The sequence below is a fragment of the Mesorhizobium sp. P2_E6 genome, from assembly GCF_056403835.1.
The window spans coordinates 66,452-87,211 of record NZ_JBFUEQ010000010.1; the positions used below are offsets into that span (position 1 = coordinate 66,452).

Below are 20,760 nucleotides of genomic sequence, written 5' to 3' on the forward strand. Positions count from 1 at the left end.
CCCGGGCATCAGACCAGCCACCAATCCCGGCCGGACGGCAATCGCTCGATACCGGAAGTGTCGACCGCGACCAGCCGGTCCGCGACGCTGCGGCCACCGACAACCAGGCCCGGCGCGATCTCCGCCAGCGGCGCCAGCACGAAGGCGCGTTCCAGCATGCGCGGATGCGGCACTTCCAGTCCGGTCTCGTGAATGACGCAGTCGCCGAACACCAGAATGTCGATGTCGATCAGCCGCGGTCCCCAGCGCTCCTCGCGCACCCGCTTCAGTCTGCGCTCGGCATCCAGACAGAGGTCGAGCAAGGCTCGCGGCACCAGTCCGGTGGAAATTTCGGCAGCCGCATTGAGAAAATCCGGCTGATCGAGCTTACCCCAGGGCGGTGTGCGATAGAGCGAGGATACGCCGGTGACGCGCGTATCTGCGTCGGCATCCAGCATGCGCAGCGCCGCGCCCATCGATTTCGCCGGGTCGCCAAGATTGCCGCCAAGGCTGAGATAGACCGTGCTATTCGGGCCAGACAACGGTCACCTCGACGTAATCGATCACACCGGGGACCGGAGCGTTTGGCTTGCGCACCGTGATCTCGGCTTTTTTGATCTGCGGAAAACGCGCCGTCAGTGCACGGGCGACCTCGAGTGCCAGGGATTCGATCAGAAAGCGGCGCTGTCCCGTGATGATCTTTTCGATCTCCGTGAAAGCGATACCGTAGTTGACCGTATCCTCGATGGAATCATCAACAAGCGCCCGGCCGGGATCGACGGTGAGAGCGGCATCGACATAGAAGCGCTGGCCGAGCCTTTCCTCCTCGTCCAGCACGCCATGCCGGGCAAAGAACGCGCAATTCTTCATGCGGATGACATACATCGCTCAGTTTCTCGCCTGGTCGCTTTGACGCGCCAGCATAGCATCTGCGAGCGCCAGCGCGTCCACGTTGAATGCGACATCATGGACGCGAAACAGATCGGCGCCCTTGAGCCGCAGGATGACGCTGGTCGCCGCCGTTCCGACACCCCTGCCGGCCGCGTCGCGGCCGGTGACGGTGCCGATGAAGCGCTTGCGCGAGGTACCGGCCATCAGCGGCAAGCCAAGTGCACTGAGCTCGGAGAAGCGCGCCATCAGATCGAGATTTTCCTCCGCCGTCTCCTTGGCGAAGCCGAATCCGGGATCGAGCACGATATGGTCGTCGGCGATGCCATGCTGGCGGGCGATTTCCAGCGATTTTCGCAGGAACGCCAACTGATCGGCAATCACGTCGGGCAGCTTCTCGCGGCCCCGCCCGGTATGCATGATGACAAGCCCGGCGCCGGTGTCGGCGGCGACACGGGCAATGTCGGGCTCGCGCTGCAACCCCCAGACATCGTTGACGATGTGTGCGCCGGCGGCCACCGCGAGCCGGGCGGTGTCGGCGCGGTAGGTATCGACCGAAATCAGCACCCCGCCGGCGCTCGCCAGCGCTTCGATCACCGGCAGGATGCGGGCCTGTTCGTCGCTCGCCGATATCGCGGCGGCGCCCGGGCGGGTCGATTCCCCGCCGACATCGACGACCAGTGCTCCTTCCCCCATCATGCGCCGTGCCTGGGCCAACGCCTTTTCGGGAGCGTCGAACAGTCCGCCGTCGGAAAAACTGTCGGGGGTGACGTTGAGTATGCCGACGACCACGGCTTTGCCGCCAAGGTCGAGATGGCGTCCATGCGCCAACTGCCATCGCCTAGCCGTCATTTGCTCAGCAACCATGGGCTCATCAATCAAGAGGCTCATCAACGATGTGTGATCCGCTGCGGATCAATTCCGTTGCGCTGGCAACGGCCGTAAAGCAAGGTGGTCGAAGAGGCAACTTGATGAACCGATCCATGCTTGGCGTGAAACCATCCCTGCTCTGTGCGCTGCTGCTTGCCGCCACTGCCGTCCCGGCTGGTGCGGCCAATCTCGTCAAGACGTACAGCTATTTCGCCATTGGCGGCAGCACCCTCGACGACATCGAGGCACAACTCTCCAAACGCGGGCCGGAGGTCAAAAGCACGGGCACGCGGCACCCGGGCGCCACCCAGATGGCCTTCACCACCCGCATCAGCTATGCCAAGACTTCGAACTCCTGCCGGATCGCCGACGCGGTTGTGACCGTCAAGGTGAAGGTGATCCTTCCCGAATGGCGCCGCCCGCGCAAGGCCGATGCCGATGTTAGGCTGTTCTGGGACACGCTGGCCGCCGACATCAGACGCCATGAAGAGCGCCATGTCGAAATTGCCAAGAACCATGGCCGGGAACTCGAAGAGGACCTGAAAGCCACCTACCCGCAAAGGAATTGCGACGCTGCCAAGGCCAAGGCCGCCGAAATCACCGCGGCAGTTCTGGCCAGGCATGACCGTGCGCAGCTGCAGTTCGACCGTGTCGAAAGCGTCAATTTCGAAAGCCGCATCCTGAGGCTGCTGCGCTATCGCATCGAACGCATCGAGAGGGGTCAGCTGCCACCGGCTTGACTCGGAAACCAGCGGCGCCGGCGAAAGCCAAATCCACCGAAGCGTAGTGCCAGCCTCGAAAAACTTTCGGGCGCCTGTCGAAATCGGCCTATTACGGAACGACATATAGCAGGGCTCGCCAGGCGCGGGCTTCAAAACGCCAATGCGATCAAAACGGTCAAAGGGACCGGAACGGCCGGACAGTGCCGGTCAATCGCAAGCTTACGGATGAACGATCATGGATCAGGCTGTCGACAAGCCAACGATGGTGGAAGCCGGCGTGCCACTGAGCGAAGCCGAAAAGAACGCCATCATCGCCGGTGTGCTCCTGTCAATGCTGCTGGCGGCACTCGATCAGACCATCGTGGCGCCTGCCATGCCGACCATCGGGCATGCGCTCGGCCATGCGCAATACCTGCCGTGGATCGTCACCGGTTACCTCTTGACCGCGACCGCCATGGCACCGCTCTACGGCAAGATTTCCGACGTCTATGGCCGCCGGCCCACCGTTTATGCGGCGATCCTGATCTTTCTGCTGGGTTCGCTGGTCAGCGCCATGGCGCCCAACATGTTCGTGCTGGTTGTCGGGCGGGCCATCCAGGGCGCCGGTGGTGGCGGCCTCTTCACCTTGACGCAGACTGTCATCGGCGACCTCGTTCCGCCACGCGAACGGGCGCGCTACGCTGCCTGGATCTCCGGCACCTGGGCTGTCGCCAGCATCGCCGGGCCACTGCTCGGCGGCACTTTCGCCGAACATCTGCACTGGTCGCTGATTTTCTGGATCAACATTCCGCTCGGCCTGCTGGCCATGGCGATCATCAACAACCCGCTCAAGAAGCTGCCTATTGCCGCAAAGCAGCATCGCATCGACGCCCTCGGCGCGCTGCTGCTTGTCGTGGCCACGGCATTGCTGTTGTTGGCGCTGAACTGGGGCGGCAGCGAATATCCATGGCTGTCGCGCGAAATTCTTGGGCTGCTCGCCGTCTCGGTGGTTTTCTGGGTGGCATTTGCCTTGCGGCTGCTGCGCGCGGCCGAACCACTCATCTCGCTTGAAGTGCTGAGCAACCCGATCGTTCTCGCCGGCACATCGTCGATGTTCCTCTTGCAGGCCGCCAACATAGGTCTGGCGGTCTATCTGCCTGTCTATCTGCAGTCGATTGTCGGCCTCTCGGTCAGCGAGTCGGGTCTGGCGATGCTGGGCCTTCTCCTCGGCACTGTGGCCGGCGCCACGTTCAGCGGACGCACAATACCGCGCTTCGTCCACTACAAGCGGATCGCGATGGTCGGCGTGTTCTTCTCGATCCTATGTCTCGGACTGCTTGCCCTGGTTGCCGGGCACGCCTCGCTGCTGGTCGTCGAGGTCCTTACGATCTGCATCGGCCTGGGCAGCGGAACCACCTTCCCGGTCGCCACCGTATCGGTTCAGAATGCTGTCGATCGCGCGCACCTTGGCGTCGCTACCGGCGTTCTGACCTTCCTGCGCTCGCTGGGCAGCGCGCTCGGCGTCGCCATGCTCGGCGCTGTCGCACTTGGCTACGGCCTGCCGCTTGCCGGTGAGGGCACGCTTGCCGTCGGACAGGTTATTTCAGTGGTGCCCTTCGTGATGATCTTCCTTGTAGCCGCGGTAACGCTGCTGCTGGCGCTGATCACACTCGGCCTGATGCCGGAAAAGCCACTTCGCGGCCAGGCCGACCATGCGCCGGTGATGGCGGAATAGAAGCGGTCGGCGAAGCCGAGCCGATCCAGCGGCTCAGTCGACGACGCCGAGCTTCTTCTGCAGGCTGGTCGATGAGGTCGTGTACTGGAACACGATGCGTTCGCCGGGGCTGATGATGCGCTTGGCCGCCTGCGCCATCAGCGCCACCTCGTGGAAGCCCGACAGGATCAGCTTCAGCTTGCCGGGATACCAGTTGATGTCGCCGACCGCGAAGATGCCGGGCACCGATGTCTGGAACTTCTCGGTATCGACCGGAATGAGGTTCTCGTGAAGATTGAGCCCCCATTCCGCGATCGGCCCGAGCTTCATGGTCAGGCCGAAGAACGGCAACATGCGCGTGCAAGGCACTTCGACATCGCCGTCCGGTCCCTTGATGACAGCCGATGATAGCTGGCCGTCGGCGCCGGTCAGTCCGGTCACTTGCCCGACCTGGAAATCCAGCTGCTTCATCTCCTGCATGGCATACATCTTGTTGACGCTGTCGGGTGCGGCGCGGAATTCGGGCCGCCGGTGCACCAGCGTCACGCTCTTGGCCACCGGTTGCAGGTTGAGCGTCCAGTCGAGCGCCGAATCGCCGCCCCCGACAATGACAAGGTCGTGGCCGCGAAAATCTTCCATCCTGCGTACCGAGTAGAAGACGCTCTTGCCTTCATAGGGTTCGATGCCCGGGATCGGCGGCCGCTTGGGCTGGAAGGAACCGCCGCCGGCGGCAATCACCACGACCTTGGCTTCGAACACCTCATTCTCGTCGGTGGTGACGCGAAAGCTGCCGTCCTCCAGCTTTTCCAGGCTGGAAACCATGCGGTTGTAGGTGAAGTCAGGCTTGAACGGCGCGATCTGCTCGAGCAGTTTGTCGACCAGTCCCTGCGCCGAGATCGAAGGCCAGCCTGGAATGTCGTAGATCGGCTTTTCCGGATAGAGTTCCGCGCATTGGCCGCCCGGCCGGTCGAGGATGTCGATCAGGTGGCACTTCATGTCGAACAGACCGAGTTCGAACACGGCAAACAGGCCGACCGGCCCTGCCCCGACAATAAGGACGTCTGTCTTGGTGATGTCGGTCATGCTGTGTGCCTCGCTGCGGAACCCGAGTGACACTGCATGAGCAATCCGCCGCTGCCAAGCAGCAGCCGGCAAAAATCAGTGTCTCAGCCCTGGCGGGCCGGCACCCGCACGACCAGACCGTCTAGCGCGTCGCGCACCTTGATCTGGCACGACAGCCGCGAGTTCGGCTGAACGTCGTAGGCGAAGTCCAGCATGTCCTCTTCCATCGCTTCCGGCTCGCCGACTTGAGCCGTCCATGCCTCGTCGACATAGACATGGCAGGTCGCGCAAGCGCAGGCGCCCCCGCATTCCGCCTCGATCCCCGGCACCGCGTTGCGGATCGCGTTCTCCATGACCGTCGAGCCGTTCTCGGCGTCCATGTCGAATTGTGTGCCGTCATGGGCGATGAAAGTCAGCTTTGTCATTTGTCACCTGAAGGGAGTCTCAGCCGAGATAATCACTCCGGCTGACAAGTCAACTGCGCGCGAAAGCGCCGCTCGGTGACGTTTTTCCGCAAACCGGGTTCAGCGACTGATGGCGGCGATGAAATCGCGCACTTCGTCGATCAGCGCGCCAAGCCGCCCGAGCGTCTGGTTGTCTTCCGGCCGGTGCTCGATCTCGGTGGCGCAATCGGCGATGGCAAAGGCACCGACACCGCGTGCCGAACCCTTCAGCCCATGCGCAAGCAGAAGCCGGTCCTTGATGTCGGCATCGACTATTTTCTCGCGCACCGACAGGGCCTGTTGTACAAACAGCGCCAGCACCTCTTGCTCGAGGCTGCGGTCGCCCATGGTCTGGCGGGCAAGGTGTGCCAAATCGACCGGCCGTGACCGCCTAGGTCCGGATACGTCGCCCCCGGGCATTGAGAAGGCAATGCCGCTTTCGCCACGCATGAACTCGAACTCCGTTTCTTCGATCGCCCGGAAAACTAGGCGATTCCAGTGGACAACGGGTTAATGAGTGGCGGGGAATAATGTTGCGAAAGCGGCGCCGAAATCACGCTTCCGTTAACCTTATATTTAAAGTTTTACGTATCTCGCGGAATGCATGTTTTCTTTACCCCCCTGTGTCATTACGATACGAGGGGTCCATTTTCAGCCTCCTGCGCGGGGTACGATAAAAACACAATTATAAGCCCGCAGCAGCTAGTACAGGGTAGAAGGCATGGCAAAGAAAACAACGACGACGAGAACTCTCGACAACGATGTGGCCAGGGAACTGGAAAAGGCGCTTGATCTAGACCTCAGCAGCGATGCCGGCGACGGCGACCTCGACATCGCGGCTTCGATGGAAGATCTGGAAGCGCAGATATCCCAGGCCGCCGACGAACTGGCGCGCGAGGGACGCAACGACAAGCCGGCGCCAGCAGTCAATCAGAGCCAGGCCGCGCGTAGTGAGGCCACGAAACCCGCGCCCCAGCCCAAGCCCGCCGAGTTGCGCCCCGTCGAAACACGCAATGGTGCCCAGCCCGCCGGTTTCGCGCCAGCCAATGACGATCGCCAGAAGGACTACAAGACGCTCTTGCACAGCCTCAACAGGCGTGCCTCGAACACCATTTACTGGGTCGTTGCCTTCGTCTCACTCGCCTGGTTCGCCGGTGCAGGCGGTCTGGCCAACCTCCTCTTCGGACCGAGCATCTGGAGAATCCGCACGCTCGACCAGTTTCTTGCCCGTCCCGAACTGATCGGTCTGGCGGTCGCGGCGATTGTGCCCGTCATCCTGTTCTGGGCCTTCGCGGCGATGATCCGCCGCGCCCAGGAAATGCGCATTGCCGCCCAGTCGATGACCGAAGTGGCCTTCCGACTGACCGAGCCGGAAAACCTTGCCCAGGATCGCGTCATGATGATCGGCCAGGCCGTTCGTCGCGAGGTCGCCGCCATGGGCGAAGGCATCGAGCGCACGCTTGCCCGCGCCGTCGAACTGGAAACGCTGGTCCACAGCGAGGTCAACCAGATCGAGCGCTCCTATTCGGAGAATGAGTCCCGCATCCGTTCGCTGGTCGACGGGCTCGGCAGCGAGCGTGAAGCCGTCGTCAGCCATGCCGAGCGCGTCCGCGCCTCGATCACCGGCGCGCATGAGACGCTGAAGGACGAGATCGGCGCCGCCTCCGACATCATCCGCGACAGCATCCTCAATGCGTCGACCAAGCTGTCGATGACGATCACCAATTCCGGCGACACGCTCATCGACCGCATCAATGAAAGCTCGTTGTCGATCTTCGATTCGGTGGAAGGCCGGCTCGATACGATCACCGACAAGCTGTCGACCTCGGGCGAGGCCTTCGCCAGCCTGCTCGACACCCGCATAGCCAAACTGACCGACACCACCGACGGCCTGACACGGTCGTTGACCGATCTCCTCGACGATCGCACCACCGGCATGGTGTCTCTGCTCGGCGGTGCCGCGCGCACCCTCAATTCCGAATTCGAGGCCAGCCTCAACGGCATCGAGCGGACGCTCGCAGAACGCGGCCAGGCGCTGATCAGCGAATTCCAGACCCGCGCCGAGGCGCTGGACACCGGAACGCAGAAGCTCAACGCAGCGCTCGAGGCCCGCGCCCGCCAGATCAATGAGACGCTGGTCGAGCGTGCCCGCGAAATCGCGCACACCTTTGCCGAGAGCAAGGACACTCTGTCGGCGATGATCGATCAGGGCAAGACCCAGATCGGCGCCGATATGGCCGACATCGTCACCTCGACCTCCTCCATGCTCGAAGCCCGCGCCAGCGACTTCGCCGGCCGTATGGAAGCCGCGCGTCATGTCGTATCGCGTTCGTTCGATAGCGACATTCAGCGGCTTGCCGACGCCCGCGCAGGAATCGAGGAAGCCGTCGAAAACCACAGCCGCAAGCTTTCGGAAAGCCGCGATCGCATGACCGAGGCCATGCAGGCCGACCTGGCGAAGTTCGACGAAGGCCGCGCCGGCATCGATGCCGCGGTGACCAACCAGGTGCAGAAGCTGGCCGAAGGCCGCAGCCTGATCGCGCGCGCCCTCGAGGAGGATCTGCGCAAGGTCAACGAATCGCGGGCGGCCATCGATGCGTCGCTCGGCGGCCATCTTGAAAGGCTGGAAGAAGGCCGCAACAGGCTCTCCGCTGCCTTGAACGAAGACTCGGGGAAACTGGTACAAGCTCGTACAATCATTGATGAAATGGTTGCTGGACACGTCGGCAAGCTGGCCGAGGGCCGCAGCATCCTGTCGCGCGCTTTGGAAGCCGATCTCGGCAAATTGTCCGACAGCCGTGCCAGCATCGACGGTCTCGTCGCCGGCCAGGTCGAGAAGATCGCCGAGGGTCGCGCCGTGCTCGCCAAGGCACTGGAAAACGACATCAGCGGCATCAAGAGCCTGATCGAAGCCCATTCCGCCAAGCTGGCGGACGACCGCACGCAGCTTTCCCAGTCGCTCGACAACGATCTGTCCAGCATACGCGGCCTGATCGACAGCCATGCGGGACGGCTGGTCGAAGATCGCAGCCTGCTGTCGCAGACGCTCGAGGCCGACCTTGCCAAGTTGGCCGAAAGCCGATCGAGCATCGATGGCCTGGTTGCCGGCCAGGTCGAGAAGCTCGCCGAAGGCCGCGACATTCTCAAGCGGGCGCTGGAATCCGATCTGAACACGATCAAGGGCGTCATTGCCAGCCAGTCGGAAAGGCTCGCCGAGGATCGCGGGCAGCTTTCGCGGGTGCTGGAAGCCGACCTGCAGAATGTGAACAGCGTCATCGCCGACCACATGAACAAGCTCGTTCAGGATCGTTCGACCTTGTCGAAGGCGCTTGAAGATGACCTCGCCAAGCTAGCGGAGAGCCGCTCCAGCATCGACGGGCTGGTCGCCGGTCAGGTCGAGAAGTTGTCGGAAGGCCGCAACATCCTGCGGCGTGCGCTGGAAGCCGACCTCAATGCGATCCAGAGCACCGTTGCCGACCAGTCGCAGAAACTGGTCGATGACCGGGCGCAGTTCGCCCGTGCGCTCGAGGCCGATCTCGAAAGCGTCAACAGCCTTGTCAACAGCCACTCCGAACGGCTCGCCCAGGATCGTTCGACGCTGTCGAAGGCACTCGAGGCTGATCTCGAAAACGTCAGTGGCCTGGTCGGCAGCCATGCGGAACGGCTTGTCGGAGAGCGCTCGACCCTGTCGAAGGCGCTCGAAGACGATCTTGCCAAGCTGGCCGAAAGCCGCTCCAGCATCGACGGGCTGGTTGCCGGTCAAGTCGAGAAGCTGTCGCAAGGCCGCGACATCCTGCGGCGCGCGCTGGAAGCCGACCTCAATGCGATCACGGGCGCCGTTGCCGACCAGTCGCAGAAACTGGTCGATGACCGGGCGCAGTTCGCCCAGGCACTCGAGGCTGATCTCCAAAACGTCAGCGGCCTGGTGAACAGCCATTCGGAAAGACTTGTCGGGGAGCGCTCGACCCTCTCGAAGGCGCTCGAAGACGATCTCGCCAAGCTGGCGGAAAGTCGCTCCAGCATCGACGGACTGGTCGCCGGCCAAGTCGAGAAACTCGCCGAAGGCCGCGATATCCTCAAGCGTGCGCTGGAAGCCGACCTGCAGAAGCTTTCCGCAAGCCGCAGCGACATCGACGACATCATCGCAGGACATGTCGGCAAGCTGTCGGAAGGGCGCAACATGCTGGCCCGCGCGCTGGAAGACGATCTCGGCAAGCTCGCCGAGACCCGCCAGGACGTCGACCGCTCGCTGTCGGGCCATATCGACCAGATCGCCGCCAGGAGCACCGATATCTCTGCGGCGATCGCTGCCGATGTCGAGAAGATCGAGCAGGCGTTCAGCCGCCAGACCGGCGTCATCGAGGAGCGCGCCGGCACCATGGAGCGTGCGCTCTCGACAGGCGTCGACAACGTCCGAGCCGTGCTCGAGAAAAGCGCGGTCTTCGTTGCCGGCGCGTTGCGCGAAAAGGTCCTGGAAATCACCAGCACGCTGCATGAGCAGGCCGGTGCTGCGTTCAGTGACGCCGACCGCAGGATCGCCGAGCGCGCCGAGCAGACCTCCGCCGCCCTGCTGGCGAGGGCCGAAGACATCGCCCGCACCTTCGAGGAAGCCGATCGCCGCCTCCACACCCGTGCGGAAGATACGTCGAACGCCTTGCTTGCCCGCGCGGATGACACCTCCAGCTCCTTGCTGGCCCGCGCCCATGAAACCGCTGACCAGCTGGCCGCTCGTGCAGGCGAGATCGCCGGTACCTTCGACGTGGCGGACCGGAAGATCGCCGCCCGCGCCCAGGAAACCGCCGATCAGCTTACCGCCCGGGCTCAGGACACCGCCGACCATATGGCTGCCCGTGCCAGCGAGATCGCCGGCGCATTCGATGCGGCAGACCAGAAATTGGTCGCGCGCGCTGTCGAAACCGCACAGTCGCTGGCCGCCCGCGCCGGCGACATCCTGCGCAATTTCGAAGGCGCCGATCAGCGGCTCGGTATGCGCATCGGCGAATCGGCCGAGGCGCTTGCCGCGCGTGCATCGGATCTCGGCCGTATCTTCGATGCCGCGGACCAGCAATTGGTCTCGCGCATCGCCGAAGGTTCGGAAGCGCTGTCGAGCCGTGCGTCGGAAATCGGTCGCATCTTCGACGAAGCCGATCAGCGTCTGGTGTCGCGCATCGCCAGCAGCTCGTCGACGATCGGCGAGCATGCCGAGACCATCGTCGGCGCCTTTACCGACACCGAGCAGAGGGTCGCCGAACGTGCAAGGCGGACCGGTCAGGAAATGGCCGTGCATGCCCGCGAAATCGAACAGGCGCTTACCGGCGCCGACGAGCGGCTCGCATCGAGCGCGGCGGCTGCGGCCGCCCGTGTTGAAGAGCAGGTCTCAGGCGTCGAGAACCGCCTCGCCTACACGGCCGAGACGATGGGCCAAAGGATCAACGAGCAGGTGGCGAATGCCGAGGCGCAACTCGTCTCGCGCGCCAATGTGATCGCGGAGACCTTCACCGCGGTTGGCCAGCATATCGGCCAGAGCACCAACGACGCCGCCAAGACGATCGGCGCCAACACCCGCGAGCTCAACACCATGCTCGCGGCGCGTTCGGCCGAGATGTCGAAGATCCTAGACGAAACCGCGCGGCCGCTGGTCGAGCGCTTCGCCCAGGGCGGCTCGGAACTGCAAAAGAGCATGGAAGAGGTCACCGAACGCGCCACCGAGAAGCTGCGGGCCGAGAATGCCGCACTTGTCAACGCGCTCGCCAACCGCACCGCCGAGACCTTGTCGGCGGTCGAAGGCGCCCGCTCGTCGCTGTCCGACAGCGTCGCCGATCTCATTGGCCGCATGACCACGTCCAGCTCGCAGCTCGGTCAATTGATCGAGCAGGCCGCGGTCAATCTCGGCCAGGTCGACGAACGTCTGAGCGGCAGCACGCAAAGCTTCGCCACCACCACCGAGAAGGCCGCGCAAACCTTCGCCAGCTCGGCACGGCTGGTCGATTCGAACACGACAAGGCTGACGGAACTGTCGTCGTCCACCTTGCGCGAGGTCGCTTCGATCGCCACCAAGTTCGACGAACACAGCCGCCTGCTGGTCAGCGCCTCGGACCTGCTGAGCTCGGCCCAGAGCAACCTCGAGCACACGCTCGAAAGGCAGTCGTCGCTCGAGGATCTCGCCGTTGGCCTTGTCAAGAAGTCGGAAGATCTCGAAAGGATCATGCGCTCGTTCGAAAATCTCGTCGGCCAGACGCTGCAGAACGCCGAGGGCAAGACCATGGAGTCGGCCGACAAGATCCGCAACGCCATCACCGATGTCGTCGATTCGGCGACCAAGCGCTTCGCCGATGCGACCGAAGAGATGCGGCGCACCGCGGGCTCGATCAAGAGCGAGCTCGACCTTACCCGCGCCGAGCTCAAGAAGGGCGTCATCGAGATGCCGGAAGAGGCAAAGGAATCGACCTCGGCCATCCGCCGCGCCGTTTCCGAGCAGATCAACGCCCTGAAAGAGCTTTCGGAGATCGTTGCGAAGTCCGGTCGCGGCGGCGATGCCGCCGAGCAACGCAATCTTCGCCCGGCACCGCAAGCGCCGGCCGCACGCCCTGCCGAGCCACCACGGCGTGCACCACCGGCACAGCAGCCGGAACTGCGCACACCCCAGGCGCCTTTGGGCGGCGCTCCACTGCGCGGCACGCTCGACCTGGAGCGTCCGGCCGAGGCGGCACCGCGCCCGCGTGTTGAAGCCGGCGCCCGTACACCACAGGGCGGCTGGGTGCGCGATCTCCTGACCGGGGCATCGCGCGAAGAGGACGCCAGGCCGGCAACGCCCGCGGAAGCACCGCGTCCGGCTCCTGCCCAGCGCTCACCGCTGCATGTCGTGGAATCGCTGAACTCGCTCTCCGTCGACATCGCGCGGGCCATCGACCACGATGCTTCGATCGAACTGTGGAACCGCTACCGGCGTGGCGAGCGTGACGTGTTCACGCGGCGGCTCTACACGCTGAAGGGCCAGCAGACGTTCGACGAGATCCGTCGCAAGTATCAGGCGGAGGCCGAGTTCCGCACTGCCGTCGACCGCTACTGCGACGATTTCGAGAAGCTGCTCAAGGATGTCTCGCGCAACGACCGCGACAACATCATGGCGCAGACCTATCTGACGTCGGACACCGGCAAGGTCTACACCATGCTGGCCCATGCAAGCGGCCGCCTGCATTAAGGGCGGGACAGCAAAACAGAAAGGGCGACCTGCCCTTTCTGTTTGAAGCCAATCCTGAAAAGATCGTTTGGAATGTCGCCAATCTCGCGATTTGGTTGGATGCTCGCGCTGTGGATTGAGGTCGGGATTTCGTGGCAATGCAGACAGTTCGTGGTGATCTGCTTCAGCTTGCACTCGACGGAAGGTTCGATGCCATCGTGCACGGATGCAACTGCCAGTGCCAAATGGGCAAGGGAATTGCTCTCTCAATAAAGCAGCGATTTCCCGAGGCATACGCCGCGGATTGCGCAACACCGAAGGGCGACCCAGCCAAACTGGGAAGCCTGTCTGTTGCTGAGATCAGGCGAGAGGGCCGCACGTTCCATGTCATCAATGGCTACACGCAGTTCCATTGGCAGGGAACAGGCGTGAAGGCAGACTACGAAGCAATCCGGAAAGTCATGCAGTCCGTCAAAGCCAAATTCACAGGCAAGAGGATTGGTTACCCGAAAATTGGCGCCGGGCTGGCTGGAGGTGATTAGGAAACGATAGCCTCAATCATCGAGGACGAACTCGCCGATGAAGATCACACCCTTGTTGAATACGTCGGCTGAACCGTCTCGGCTGTCCGGATCATCCCCATTTGACCCGCTCAGATGACCGAATCCGTCCAACGCACGATCTGCTTGGCGGTATCTCCAAACGCGCTGTCGAGCGCCCTGACATAGGCAGGATTGCCGCTGCCTGAAACGGGCGCCGATGCGGTGAAGCTCTTGGAGGCACGCACCTCGCCATTGCGGTCGTTCAATATCCGCACGAACAGGTCGACCTCGGCGTGCTCGCCGCCGTCGACGCGGACTTCGAAAGACCGGACCTCGACAATCACCTGGTAATCGATAGCCAGGCCCTCACCCGGCTTGCCGACGCCGGCAAAGCTGCCTGAGCGCTGGAACGTCTCGGCCAGCCGCGCCTGCACGATCAGCGGCAGCCGGTCGGCCCATTGCGCGCCCTTGAGATACTGGATCGAGCGATCCGACGGCTTGATGACGATGTTCTGGCTGTCCAACGCCTTGAGTGCCGACGGCTGCGCGATCAGGATCTGTCGGCGGCTGTGGCCATGCGCGTCGACCGAAGGCGCCGACAACTCGAACGTGTCGAGCGGCGCGGGCTTGCCGCCCAACACCGCGCAACCCGCTAGTGTCAGGGCAAGCAGTGCCGCAGCCGATGTCAACCCGCCCGTTCTCACCCACACAGACTTCACGCGCGATCCCCGTTGTCCCCGGATCGTAAGATCAACCCACTTTCGCAGCTCATGTTCTTGAGGCGTGCCGGAGCCGAAGTCAACGCCGCGCCCTGCCATCGAACTGCCGAACCTCGCCATCGCCACCCGAAAGGATGCGCTGCGGATTGCGGCTGAGATCCGTTACGGCCTCCTCGATGCGACTGATCGAACGGCGGCTGTCCTGCACCAGCGCCTCGACATTCGAAAGCCCCTGGCCCGAAAAGCGCGCCAGATTGTCGGTAATGACGCCCAGGCGGGAATTCAAAGTGTCGGCAACCTGCTTGAACGACTTCAGAGTATCCCTGGCGTCGGCCATCACGCCGTCGGCCTGGCCCGACCCGAGCAAGGTGTCGACCTTGGCGAGGATTCCGTCGACACGCACCGAGGCATCGTTGAGCCGCTGTGCCAGTTGCTTGGCATCCTTGATCGTCTGGTCGATGTCGTCGGCCCGATTGGCGAACTTGTCGGTCACCTCAGCGATGTCGGCGGCGGCCTTGTTGGCGTTTTCGCTGGCTTTCTGGATGTTGGCCAGTGCGGAGCGCACTTGCGCCGGATCGATACCGTCGAGCACACCATCGACCTTGGCTAGCGTGCCTTGCGTCTGCTTGGCGAAATCGTTGACGGACCCGACAGCGGTGTCGACATTCTTGATGACGCCGTCGAGCTGCGTCGACGTCTGCTTGAGATTCGCAGTTGCCGTATCGACGTTGGCGACGATGCTCTTGATCTTGTCCTTGTCGACGGCATTGAGCAGGCCTTCGGCTGCTTTCAGCGTGCCGTCGAGCTTGCCAGAAACGCCTTTCAGCTCGTCGGAGAGCGCACTGACGCTGGAGAGGAACTTGTCGATGCCGTCCGAATTCTTGGCCAGCGCATCGGAGAAGGTCTGCGCATTCTTGACGGTTTGCGTCAGCGGCCCGCGCACATCCTTGGTGAAGCCTTCAAGCTCAGAAAGCACCTTGTCGGCGCGGGAGAAGATGTTCTGTGCCGTCTGCAGCAGGTTGGTCACCGCCGATGGGTTGGCGACGATCTCGGCGACCTTGCCCTCCTTCTCGGCCTGGTCGAGGAGCTTTACTTCCTTGGGGTCAGCGCCCTTGAGTTCGATATTGGCCTGTCCGGTGAGGCCGGCGAGGCCGATATCCGCCTGCGTCGACTTGGTGATCGGCGTCAGGCGATCGATCTCGGTGTCGGCGATGGCGACGGTCGGATTGTCGACATCGATATAGACGCGCCTGACATCACCGACCTTGACGCCGTTGAACAGCACGAAGCTGCCGCGGCCAAGCCCGGAAGCCGAGCCCGGAATACGCACGCGCAGCAACGTGGTCTCGCCCTTGTCGCCGATCGCCGCCGTCCAGTAGACGAAGGCAAACGCCGCCAGGATCGCGGCCAGCGTGAAAATGCCGACAATAACGTAGTTGGCTCTGGTTTCCATTGTCCCACTTATGGCTATGCGCGCGCCGCAAGATCAAGTTGCCGGGCGCGTTTTCCGCGGAAATAGGATTTTACCCACGGCTCCTCGCTCTTCAGCATGTCGTCAATGGTGCCTTCGACCAGCACTCTCTTCTTGCCGAGCACGGCCACGCGATCGCAAGCGGTGAAAAGCGTGTCGAGATCGTGCGTCACCATATAAACGGTCAGATCCATCGTATCGCGCAGCTTGACGACCAGTTCGTCGAACTCCGCCGCGCTGATCGGATCGAGGCCGGATGTCGGCTCGTCGAGGAAGACGATGTCGGGGTCGAGCGCCAGCGCCCGTGCCAACGCCGCCCGCTTGATCATGCCTCCGGAAAGTTCGGACGGAAATTTCTGCGCGGCGTCCGGCGGCAGCCCGACCAGCTCGATCTTTAGCATCGCCAGTTCGTCCATCAGCTTTCGCGGCAGGTCGAGATATTCGCGCATCGGCACCTGGACGTTTTCCAGCACTGTCAGCGCCGAAAAAAGGGCGCCGTGCTGAAACAGCACGCCAAGCCGCATGTCGACTCGCAGACGCTCGACGTCGCTCGCTTTCTCGACATCGACGCCGAACAGCTTGATCGTGCCCGACTGTTTGCGCGTCAGCCCAAGAATGGTGCGCAGCAGAACGGATTTGCCGGCGCCCGAGGCACCGACAAAGCCAAGGATCTCGCCGCGCCGGATATCGAGCGACAGCTTGTCGAGTATGAGCTTGTCGGCGAACGAGACGGTGATGTTGTGCGCGGAAAGCACGATGTCGCCCTCGCCCGTTTCGTCCGCGATCGCGACCGGCTTTTTTCTGCTCAGCAGCGCCATCTCAGAACTCGATCGCTGCGTAGAAGATGGCGAAAAGCCCGTCGAGGATGATGACGACGAAGATCGACTTAACCACCGAGGCGGTCACGTGCTGGCCGAGCGATTCGGCGCTGCCGCCGACCTTCATGCCTTCGACCGAGGCAATCGTGCCGATGATCATGGCCATGAACGGCGCCTTGATCAGGCCGGCGAAAATGGTGCTGAGATCGATGGCGACGCGCAGCCGGTCGATGAAGGCAGCAGGTGCGATATCGGAGTACAGCCAAGCCGCGACGATGCCGCCGCCGAGTGCCGCGAAATTGGCAATGATGGTGAGGCACGGCAAGGCGATGACCAGTGCCACGAGGCGCGGAAAGACCAGCACGCCGATCGGGTTGAGGCCGATGACTTTCAGCGCGTCGACTTCCTCGCGCATCTTCATCGAGCCGATCTCGGCGGTGATCGCGCTTCCGGAGCGGCCGGCGATCATGATCGCGGTCATCAGCACGCCAAGCTCGCGCAGGATCAGCACGCCGACCAGGTCGACGACGAAGATATCGGCGCCGAAGTAGCTGAGCTGATAGGCGCCTTGCTGGGCAACGATGGCACCGACGATCGCCGACATCAGCACCACCACCGGAATGGCGCCGACGCCCATGCGGTCGATCTGGTTGAAGATCGCCGCCGGGTTGACGGCATGGCCACGGCCGAGCTTCATCTGCGCGCCGCGGATGGTGGCGCCGAGGATGTTCATCGAGGCGAGGAAGTCGTCGCGCATCTCGTAGACGCGCCGGCCGACCGCCTCCAGCGCGCGAATGATGATGGTGGGTGGCCGTGCCGGACCGGATTCGGGTTCGCGCCGGACGGCCTCGCCCACCGCATCGAGCAGGATGTTGGCAATCTCGCTCTGGCCTTGCATGCTGATCTTGACGCCCTTCTTCTCGAAGGCACAGACCAGCCGGTCGATCAGCCAGGCGCCGGCGGTATCCATCTTCTCGATGTTGGAAAGATCGAGCGCCAAGGTCTTGAAACCACTTCGCTTCTCGATCTTGCGCATGTCGGCGTCGATCAGCGCGACGGTCCGTGTCGTCCAGATTCCCGAGAAAACGCAGCCTAGAACGCCGTCCTCCTCGCCGATCGCCACGCGCGGTTCGTGGTCAGCCTCCCCCGCGGTCGTGCCGCTTGCGTCGCGCTTGCCGATAGTCAACATGGCGTCCTGTTTAGCCTGACGGAACCAAGCTGTCGATTTGCCGACTCGCCCGTTGTTGCATAGCCGGAGCAGAAAAATATGGCGCGTGTCATTTCGGTTGAGGCAGAACGTTTCCCCATCGCCGGAAGCTTCACCATCTCACGCGGTTCCAAGACCCAAGCCGAGGTCATCACTTGCACGATCAGTGTGGACAGCCACACGGGTCGCGGCGAATGCGTTCCCTACAAGCGCTATGGCGAGACCATGGACGGCGTGGGCGAGGCGATCGAAGCCATGCGCGAGCGGATCGCCGCCGGCATCAGCCGGAACGCCCTGCTTGATGCCATGCCGGCTGGAGCTGCCCGCAACGCCATCGACTGCGCCCTGTGGGATCTGGAAGCAAAGATCAGCGGGATACCGGTGGCTGCTGCCATTGGCGCTGTATCGTTAAGGTCACTTGAAACGGCCTACACGCTGTCGCTGGGTGAACCGGAGGCGATGGCGGCGCAGGCGCGTGCCAATGCGGCGCGGCCGCTGCTCAAGGTGAAGATCGGCGGCGACAACGACGTCGCCCGTATCCGCGCCGTCAGGCAAGCCGCGCCCGACAGCCGCATCATCCTCGACGCCAACGAGGGCTGGACCGACGACAACATCGCCGCGAACCTCGCCTTTGCCGCCGAGCAAGGCATCGCGCTGATCGAACAGCCGCTGCCGGCCGGCAAAGACGAGATCCTGCGCCATATCGCGCACCCCGTACCGATCTGCGCCGATGAGAGCGTGCATGAGGCTGAGAATCTCGTAGCGCTGGTCGGCCTCTACGATGCCGTCAACATCAAGCTCGATAAATCGGGCGGGCTGACAGCGGCTTTGGTGCTGCGCGATCGCGCCCGCGAACTCGGTTTCGGCGTTATGGTCGGCTGCATGGTCGGCACGTCGCTGGCGATGGCGCCGGCGGTATTGCTCGCCCAGGATGCCGATTTCGTCGACCTCGACGGTCCGCTCCTGCTTGCCCGCGACCGTGTGCCCGGCCTTGTCTACCAGGGATCGCTGGTGTCACCGCCTGATACGGCGCTGTGGGGCTGAGCGCGCCGCAAGTCCGATCAGCACCAGACCGATCAAGGCGATCGGGATCATGGCAAAAAAGCCGTCGACGCCGAAGCGGTGGTAAAGCGGGCCGGACGCCAGCGTCACCACCGCCATGAAGAAGCCGTTGGAGAAATAGGCGATGCCTTGCGCAGCACCTGTCCGCTCTTCGGAAACCGTTTCGCCGATCATCTTCTGCAGGCCGATCAGCACCAGCGCCACTGAGACCGAATGCAGCGTCTGGACGCCGAAAAATCCGGCAACGCCGAGGCCGAGCGGCCACACAAGCGGAAAGGCGATCCAGCGCACGATCGCCCCGATACCCGCCATCACCATGATCGAGACGACGGAGAACGAGCTGAAATAGCGGGTGAACATCATGAACATGCAAACTTCCGCGACCACGCCCCATGCCCACAAAAGGCCGACAACCGAATCGCTGAGGCCGATCGATTTCCAGTAGATGGAGACGAAGCCGTACAGGAATGCGTGGCTGGCGGTGATGACGCCGACACCGATCGAAAAATACAGGAAATATGGGTTGAGAAGCTTTGGCGCCACGTGCTGGATGTCGGTCGCCGACAGCGGCGAGGCGCGTCGCGGACGGCCGAGACGCGGCGCCAGCAAGCCGGCAGCAAGGGCCGCGGCAAGTGAAACGAAGATGATCACCGGAACGGCCCCGGAGCCGGTTGCCGACAGGATGAAGCCACCGGCGACATTGGCGAACAAGTAGGAGATCGAGCCCCATTTTCGCATGCTCGTATAGTTCGAGCCAAACCGCCGCACACCCGAAAGTGCCAGCGAGTCGGCGATCGGCGAATGCGGCGTCCAGACGATGGTCAGCGCCAGCGACACCGCCAGCACCATGGCGTAGCTCGGGGTCAGGAAATAACCGGCCGATAGCAGCAGTGACGCCGCCACCAGCGCGACATAGATATCGGCGCGGTCCCTGGCCCTGTCGGCAAGTGCGGTCAGCAACGGCGTCGTCACCACGCGCAGGAACATCGGCGCCGCCAGAATGGCGGCGATCTGCTCGGGATGAAAACCCTCGGCCTGCAGCCACAGCGGGAAATAGGGCACATGCGTTCCGAGCGGCACGAACAGCGTCGCGAAGATCAGGCTCATGCGCAGTTCAAAATGGCGCGGCTTGACGAGTTGTTCAGGCGAAAGCGGCGGCAGCGACATGAATCGATCCAATAACGCTGCACTCGACCGGACGGCAACGTGTATCGATCCCTTAACATGGGCGAAAACCGGGCGAAACCGGTTGGCCTAATCGATTGATCCGCGTCAGGCCGCCTGCCCGACCCGGTCTTCGAGGAGCAACGGGATAAACGGTTGGTCCGGCGCCTCGGGCAGCACCTGCGCCCAGGTCAGGATTTCCATCCGGCCATCGAAATGCTCGACCACCGCCGTGCAGCTTTCCACCCAGTCGCCGGTGTTGATGTATTGGACATCGCCAAAACTCTCGATGGCGGCGTGATGGATATGGCCGCAGATGATGCCGTCGACATGCGAGCGGCGCGCCTCTTCCGCAAGCATGGTCTGGAACGAGCCGATGAAATTCACCGCCTTCTTGACGTTGACCTTGGCCCAGGACGAGAACGACCAGTACGGCAGGCCAAGCAGTTGGCGCAGTCGCGTCACCACGCGGTTGACCAGCATGGCCGCGTCATAGGCGTGATCGCCGAGATAGGCGAGCCAGCGCGCATTGTGGACGACGGTGTCGAACTGGTCGCCATGGATGACGAGCAGCCGCTTGCCGTCGGCGGTCTCGTGGATGGCGCGGTCGGCGACCACGATGCCGCCGAAATGCACGCCCTGGAACTGGCGCGCGAACTCGTCGTGATTGCCGGCGATGTAGGTGATGTTGGCGCCCTTGCGCGCCTTGCGCAGCAATTTCTGCACGACATCATTGTGGCTTTGCGGCCAGTGCCAGCTCCGTCGCAGCCGCCAGCCATCGACGATATCGCCGACCAGATAGATGATGTCGGCGTCGTGATACCTAAGGAAATCGATCAGGAATTCGGCCTTGGCCGCCTTCGAGCCGAGATGAACGTCGGAAATGAACATGCTGCGGAAAGTGCGGGGCTCTTGGCCTGACATCGCGATTTCACCCTTG

The 20,760-nt window shown here is 63.1% G+C and carries 17 protein-coding genes; 5 read left to right on the forward strand and 12 right to left on the reverse strand.

Annotated elements, in window-relative coordinates; genetic code table 11:
• Positions 1-8 precede the first annotated feature (8 nt).
• Genes folK through folP form a run of 3 tightly spaced genes read right to left on the reverse strand, consistent with a single transcriptional unit; the run spans position 9 to position 1,719 of the window.
• Positions 9-521 carry a 2-amino-4-hydroxy-6-hydroxymethyldihydropteridine diphosphokinase gene (gene folK / locus AC1D08_RS23970; RefSeq protein WP_457150767.1) on the reverse strand — a complete coding sequence of 171 codons (513 nt, stop codon included), beginning with the start codon at positions 519-521 and terminating at the stop codon, positions 9-11.
• Positions 505-864 (reverse strand): dihydroneopterin aldolase, encoded by a 360-nt coding sequence (gene folB / locus AC1D08_RS23975; protein WP_095085091.1) that lies wholly within the window; start codon positions 862-864, stop codon positions 505-507. The genes folK and folB overlap by 17 nt, the downstream gene beginning before the upstream one ends.
• Positions 865-867: 3 nt before the next feature.
• Positions 868-1,719, reverse strand: a complete 852-nt coding sequence (folP, locus tag AC1D08_RS23980) for a dihydropteroate synthase (RefSeq protein WP_457150774.1) — start codon at positions 1,717-1,719, stop codon at positions 868-870.
• 119 nt (positions 1,720-1,838) lie between these two features.
• On the opposite strand from folP, the gene AC1D08_RS23985 reads away from it, so the two are divergent.
• Positions 1,839-2,477 carry a DUF922 domain-containing Zn-dependent protease gene (locus AC1D08_RS23985; protein WP_457150768.1) on the forward strand — a complete coding sequence of 213 codons (639 nt, stop codon included), beginning with the start codon at positions 1,839-1,841 and terminating at the stop codon, positions 2,475-2,477.
• A 217-nt stretch (positions 2,478-2,694) separates the two neighbouring features.
• Complete coding sequence (locus AC1D08_RS23990) at positions 2,695-4,173, forward strand: MDR family MFS transporter (protein WP_457150769.1); 1,479 nt, start codon at positions 2,695-2,697, stop codon at positions 4,171-4,173.
• A gap of 33 nt (positions 4,174-4,206) precedes the next feature.
• Here AC1D08_RS23990 and AC1D08_RS23995 read toward each other — a convergent pair whose 3' ends face one another.
• From AC1D08_RS23995 to AC1D08_RS24005, 3 genes are all read right to left on the reverse strand, one after another.
• Positions 4,207-5,235 (reverse strand): NAD(P)/FAD-dependent oxidoreductase, encoded by a 1,029-nt coding sequence (locus AC1D08_RS23995; RefSeq protein WP_184873987.1) that lies wholly within the window; start codon positions 5,233-5,235, stop codon positions 4,207-4,209.
• A gap of 83 nt (positions 5,236-5,318) precedes the next feature.
• On the reverse strand, positions 5,319-5,639 hold the full coding sequence (locus tag AC1D08_RS24000) for a 2Fe-2S iron-sulfur cluster-binding protein (RefSeq protein ID WP_095085095.1): 321 nt from the start codon (positions 5,637-5,639) through the stop codon (positions 5,319-5,321).
• Positions 5,640-5,738: 99 nt separating this feature from the next.
• On the reverse strand, positions 5,739-6,107 hold the full coding sequence (locus tag AC1D08_RS24005) for an Hpt domain-containing protein (RefSeq protein ID WP_457150771.1): 369 nt from the start codon (positions 6,105-6,107) through the stop codon (positions 5,739-5,741).
• Positions 6,108-6,378: 271 nt separating this feature from the next.
• Here AC1D08_RS24005 and AC1D08_RS24010 point away from each other — a divergent pair, with 271 nt between their 5' ends.
• Together AC1D08_RS24010 and AC1D08_RS24015 are read left to right on the forward strand one after the other, a co-directional pair.
• A complete protein-coding gene (locus AC1D08_RS24010) occupies positions 6,379-12,858 on the forward strand; it encodes a kinesin (protein ID WP_477424227.1) in 6,480 nt (2,159 codons plus the stop codon).
• A gap of 137 nt (positions 12,859-12,995) precedes the next feature.
• Positions 12,996-13,379: a macro domain-containing protein gene (locus AC1D08_RS24015; protein WP_457151849.1), complete on the forward strand. Its 384-nt coding sequence runs from the start codon at positions 12,996-12,998 to the stop codon at positions 13,377-13,379.
• A gap of 110 nt (positions 13,380-13,489) precedes the next feature.
• On the opposite strand, the gene AC1D08_RS24020 is transcribed toward AC1D08_RS24015, so the two are convergent.
• From AC1D08_RS24020 to AC1D08_RS24035, 4 genes are all read right to left on the reverse strand, one after another.
• Positions 13,490-14,098: an ABC-type transport auxiliary lipoprotein family protein gene (locus tag AC1D08_RS24020; protein WP_425352293.1), complete on the reverse strand. Its 609-nt coding sequence runs from the start codon at positions 14,096-14,098 to the stop codon at positions 13,490-13,492.
• A gap of 79 nt (positions 14,099-14,177) precedes the next feature.
• Entirely contained in the window at positions 14,178-15,551 is a 1,374-nt protein-coding gene (locus tag AC1D08_RS24025; protein WP_457151842.1) for an MlaD family protein, read from the reverse strand.
• 14 nt (positions 15,552-15,565) lie between these two features.
• Positions 15,566-16,387 carry an ABC transporter ATP-binding protein gene (locus AC1D08_RS24030; protein ID WP_457151843.1) on the reverse strand — a complete coding sequence of 274 codons (822 nt, stop codon included), beginning with the start codon at positions 16,385-16,387 and terminating at the stop codon, positions 15,566-15,568.
• A 1-nt stretch (position 16,388) separates the two neighbouring features.
• Positions 16,389-17,576: an MlaE family ABC transporter permease gene (locus tag AC1D08_RS24035; protein ID WP_457151844.1), complete on the reverse strand. Its 1,188-nt coding sequence runs from the start codon at positions 17,574-17,576 to the stop codon at positions 16,389-16,391.
• Positions 17,577-17,654: 78 nt separating this feature from the next.
• On the opposite strand from AC1D08_RS24035, the gene dgcA reads away from it, so the two are divergent.
• A complete protein-coding gene (dgcA, locus tag AC1D08_RS24040; RefSeq protein WP_457151845.1) occupies positions 17,655-18,638 on the forward strand; it encodes an N-acetyl-D-Glu racemase DgcA in 984 nt (327 codons plus the stop codon).
• On the opposite strand, the gene AC1D08_RS24045 is transcribed toward dgcA, so the two are convergent.
• A complete protein-coding gene (locus AC1D08_RS24045; RefSeq protein ID WP_457151846.1) occupies positions 18,609-19,823 on the reverse strand; it encodes an MFS transporter in 1,215 nt (404 codons plus the stop codon). The genes dgcA and AC1D08_RS24045 overlap by 30 nt on opposite strands.
• 105 nt (positions 19,824-19,928) lie before the next feature.
• Positions 19,929-20,744 (reverse strand): UDP-2,3-diacylglucosamine diphosphatase, encoded by an 816-nt coding sequence (locus tag AC1D08_RS24050; protein ID WP_457151847.1) that lies wholly within the window; start codon positions 20,742-20,744, stop codon positions 19,929-19,931.
• Positions 20,745-20,760 lie beyond the last annotated feature (16 nt).

Excerpts from the sequence above, each read along its gene's own strand:
- folB (WP_095085091.1), bottom strand. The coding sequence starts at position 864 with ATGTATGTCATCCGCATGAAGAATTGCGCGTTCTTTGCCCGGCATGGC.
- folP (WP_457150774.1), bottom strand. The coding sequence starts at position 1,719 with ATGACGGCTAGGCGATGGCAGTTGGCGCATGGACGCCATCTCGACCTT.
- AC1D08_RS23985 (WP_457150768.1), top strand. The coding sequence starts at position 1,839 with ATGAACCGATCCATGCTTGGCGTGAAACCATCCCTGCTCTGTGCGCTG.
- AC1D08_RS23990 (WP_457150769.1), top strand. The coding sequence starts at position 2,695 with ATGGATCAGGCTGTCGACAAGCCAACGATGGTGGAAGCCGGCGTGCCA.
- AC1D08_RS23995 (WP_184873987.1), bottom strand. The coding sequence starts at position 5,235 with ATGACCGACATCACCAAGACAGACGTCCTTATTGTCGGGGCAGGGCCG.
- AC1D08_RS24000 (WP_095085095.1), bottom strand. The coding sequence starts at position 5,639 with ATGACAAAGCTGACTTTCATCGCCCATGACGGCACACAATTCGACATG.
- AC1D08_RS24005 (WP_457150771.1), bottom strand. The coding sequence starts at position 6,107 with ATGCGTGGCGAAAGCGGCATTGCCTTCTCAATGCCCGGGGGCGACGTA.
- AC1D08_RS24010 (WP_477424227.1), top strand. The coding sequence starts at position 6,379 with ATGGCAAAGAAAACAACGACGACGAGAACTCTCGACAACGATGTGGCC.
- AC1D08_RS24015 (WP_457151849.1), top strand. The coding sequence starts at position 12,996 with ATGCAGACAGTTCGTGGTGATCTGCTTCAGCTTGCACTCGACGGAAGG.
- AC1D08_RS24025 (WP_457151842.1), bottom strand. The coding sequence starts at position 15,551 with ATGGAAACCAGAGCCAACTACGTTATTGTCGGCATTTTCACGCTGGCC.
- AC1D08_RS24030 (WP_457151843.1), bottom strand. The coding sequence starts at position 16,387 with ATGGCGCTGCTGAGCAGAAAAAAGCCGGTCGCGATCGCGGACGAAACG.
- AC1D08_RS24035 (WP_457151844.1), bottom strand. The coding sequence starts at position 17,576 with ATGTTGACTATCGGCAAGCGCGACGCAAGCGGCACGACCGCGGGGGAG.
- dgcA (WP_457151845.1), top strand. The coding sequence starts at position 17,655 with ATGGCGCGTGTCATTTCGGTTGAGGCAGAACGTTTCCCCATCGCCGGA.
- AC1D08_RS24045 (WP_457151846.1), bottom strand. The coding sequence starts at position 19,823 with ATGTCGCTGCCGCCGCTTTCGCCTGAACAACTCGTCAAGCCGCGCCAT.
- AC1D08_RS24050 (WP_457151847.1), bottom strand. The coding sequence starts at position 20,744 with ATGTCAGGCCAAGAGCCCCGCACTTTCCGCAGCATGTTCATTTCCGAC.